This is a genomic window from Clostridium porci (genome assembly GCF_009696375.1).
GTDB lineage: Bacteria > Bacillota > Clostridia > Lachnospirales > Lachnospiraceae > Enterocloster > Enterocloster porci.
In genome coordinates, this window is the sequence record NZ_VUMD01000050.1 from 1 (window position 1) to 2,914 (window position 2,914).

General features: G+C 53.3%; 4 protein-coding genes. All 4 read right to left on the minus strand.

Translation table 11 applies throughout. The features are described from left to right. A partial coding sequence (locus FYJ39_RS20180) for a class B sortase (RefSeq protein WP_154474096.1) occupies nucleotides 1-761 on the minus strand: 761 nt, incomplete at its 3' end. Next, nucleotides 745-930, minus strand: a complete 186-nt coding sequence (locus FYJ39_RS21635) for an HU family DNA-binding protein (RefSeq protein WP_154474097.1) — start codon at nucleotides 928-930, stop codon at nucleotides 745-747. The genes FYJ39_RS20180 and FYJ39_RS21635, both read right to left, overlap by 17 nt. Then, on the minus strand, nucleotides 854-1,033 hold the full coding sequence (locus FYJ39_RS20190; protein WP_195840495.1) for an HU family DNA-binding protein: 180 nt from the start codon (nucleotides 1,031-1,033) through the stop codon (nucleotides 854-856). The genes FYJ39_RS21635 and FYJ39_RS20190 overlap by 77 nt, the downstream gene beginning before the upstream one ends. Before the next feature lie 99 nt (nucleotides 1,034-1,132). Next, nucleotides 1,133-2,914, minus strand: a 1,782-nt coding sequence (locus FYJ39_RS20195) for a Spy0128 family protein (RefSeq protein WP_207708716.1), incomplete at its 5' end; no start/stop codon positions are given.

Here is a 2,914-nt window from a genome sequence, read left to right on the forward strand (position 1 = left end):
TATTCCGCTGTTTCGCCCGTATCGTACAGGGAGGCCGCAGCCACGTTGTCCACGTACTGGGAAAACGACCCAGGATCGCTCAGATCCGGATAGGCATAGAAGCGGAACACGTCCCTTTCATCCTGGTAGTACACTCTGGAATAGAACGCCCCGATCACTGTATAAGCGCCGCCCTCTTGTAAAGTATCAAAGGTAATAGTAGGATGCTCCTTCCAAAACTCCGCGTCCTTATAGTTCAGCAGGGCATGGAACATGGTACCGTTTTTCATGTTGTGGCCGTAGATAAGATAGTGGTTCCCTCCCTCGGTGTAGTTCCCGTCCAGGAACGGGACGCCGCTGATGGAATCGCTCTTGTCAAAGGCCCGGCTCAGATAGTATTCCGGCTCCTGGGGCGTATACATCACCGGATAGTCCACCTTGGTTCCCGCGATCTTCACCCAGCCAAAGAGGTCGCCGTTTTCCTCGTTCAAAGCCCCATAGGGGGATGGGGAGTCAGTGGCCTCCTGGGGAGAAGGGGCGGCCTGGGCGGTGGTTGGCTTGGGGCGCTTTCTCTCTTCTTTCACGCGGACGGCTAAGGTTTCAAAGGCCGCCTGGGATTTTGCCAGCCCCAGCAGGGAGGAACCCAGCATGAACAGGGACACGAACAGCAGCACGCCGCTGGACAGCACCCCCAGCCTCACATACCACCGCTGTTTCCTGCGCCGCCTGGAGTAAGCCCGCCGGGGACGGGCGGCATCTCTGGGGTCAGGCGCCCGCTCCATTGACCTTCTCCTTCAGGCGCTTACCAGCCTTGAATACCGGGGATTTCCTGGCCGCCACATCAATAGGCTGCTTCCTACTGGAATGATAGCCCTTATGGACCGGGGTCTCCTCCAGAGCAAAGGCCCCCGCCCACCCTAAGCTGGATCGCCTCTCCCGCGGCCAGTGCATCTGTCAAGACTCCACAAAAGGTGTACAGAAACGTTCTGGCTGCCTCCCGGCTGCTGCCGGTTCTCTGTGCGATTTGTACGGCAAGTTTGTTTTTGTTTAGCATAGGCATATTCTCCTTTGCATGATTGAAATAGGAATGAGGAATGGGGCTCATGCCGAAGCATAAACCCCATCCGCAAAACGATTGGTTTTGTTCCCTGCGTCAGCTCTGATGCTCCTTGCCCTGGGAGCTGGCTTTCCTCATCTTATTCCCTGCAAGAAGCACGGTAAGGCTAAGGAAAGAGGCTGCCGCCAAAATGCCCCAGAGGGCAAGACCACTGCTGTCCTCGGTCTTTGGAACCTTGTCCAGCGCACGGGCCGTTGCGACGGCAGGAGCGATCTGCTCCGGTACAGGCACAGCCGGTTTCGTGGTATTGGCAAAGGCCGGTACGCCCTGGTACGCCTGTCCATCCTTCTCATAGGCCACGCTGGCCTCATAGTCATAGGGACAGGTCACGGTGACGGTTACCTTGTAGGAAGCCGTATCATAGTTGATATTCTTGTCATTGCCCGTCTGCTCCGTAAGGTAGTAGACGTAGGCGCCGGTCTGGTTAAAGGTCAGGGCATCAAAGGTAACGGCGCCATCCTGATTGTTCTTCGCCTGTAACTGCTGGCCGTTGGCATCATGCAGGAAGAATGTAAAGCTGCTTCCCGCAGGCGCTGCGCCGTTAAGGGCTTTCGCAGCAATCAAGGTCACGCTGGCAGGCTTGGGGGTGTGGCTGCTGCTTCCACCGCCGCCACCGCCGCCGCCTCCATTACCGCCGGAGGGTGCGGGCGTTTCCAGCGCATAGTAATAGTTCACGGCCTTGGTCGCGCCGGAAACGACGGTTCCAGCTTCCGCATCTCCGTCTGTGACAGGGTGTGGGTTGGAGGCGGTAACCAGCCGCCAGATACGCCCCTGAGCGTCCCGGATGGTGGCGGGCTTAAACGTCCTGGTGTGATACTCTGTCCCGGATTGGGCATCCTTTGTCACGTATTCCGTGGTGGATACGGCGGTTTTGTCAATGCCGGTGGTGGCGCCAGACAGTGGATCGAGGACGTTCCCGTGTTCGTCCACTCCAAAGTAGTTCACTTTTACATTCCCGGCTTTTTCATAGACATAGGTTAAGTGGATTTCCGTTGCCGCCCTGACCTCGCCCGTTTCCGACGTGGTTTCGGTAATCAGCTTGTTGTTGGTCACGGTATCTGTGGCTAAGGCGGTCTTAACGCCCGCGTCATTGGCCTGGATCTGCTTTTGGGCGGGTTTTTGCACTAAATAATACGTTTCCCCATTGAATTTGATGGAGGTATCCTTATGGTCTGTCGTATTATAGCCGGAGCCCGTAACTCCATGGGCGGTATCGGTTACAGGGTTTTGAATCACATTTCCTTCGGTATCCTCATAGTGAACCATGACACTGCCTTTTTCAACATAGTAATAATAGGCGTCTGAACGTGGATTATTATCATTTTGAAGACGGAAGGCCTGTCCCCCAGAAAAATTTTTTCCTGTGCCTGCATCATCTATAGCTGGGAAATGAATTCCTCCAGTTGCCACCTTCCATACCGGTGTTATCCTCACACGCTTATTGTTTTCCTTATCATTAATCTTCAACCCAGCTTTTTTAACCCAGTCTTCTTCCCAGTTCCACTCAAATGCCGTTGGATTCCATTCGCCATTTTTAAGAACGGGTGTCTCAAATATCTTTTTATATTTATCCGTTTGAATTTGTGCATCGCCTATTTCTTGTTCTGCATTATATTCCTTAACATTTACTTTATCAGGGTCTAAAATCCACATCTCGACAACAGCGTCGCCATTTTCGTTAACAACCCTTTGGAGACGTTTTGCATATCGTACTACTCCTGTTCGAGTGACAGTATCTGGTACATACTTCTTTGCGAGGATTCCCTCTGCTGTCTTGTTTTTATCAGCTGATTCAACTAATTCATACTTGTCATATTC

Coding starts and splice junctions, on each gene's coding strand:
- FYJ39_RS20190 (WP_195840495.1), bottom strand. CDS start 1,033: ATGCTAAACAAAAACAAACTTGCCGTACAAATCGCACAGAGAACCGGC.
- FYJ39_RS21635 (WP_154474097.1), bottom strand. CDS start 930: ATGCACTGGCCGCGGGAGAGGCGATCCAGCTTAGGGTGGGCGGGGGCC.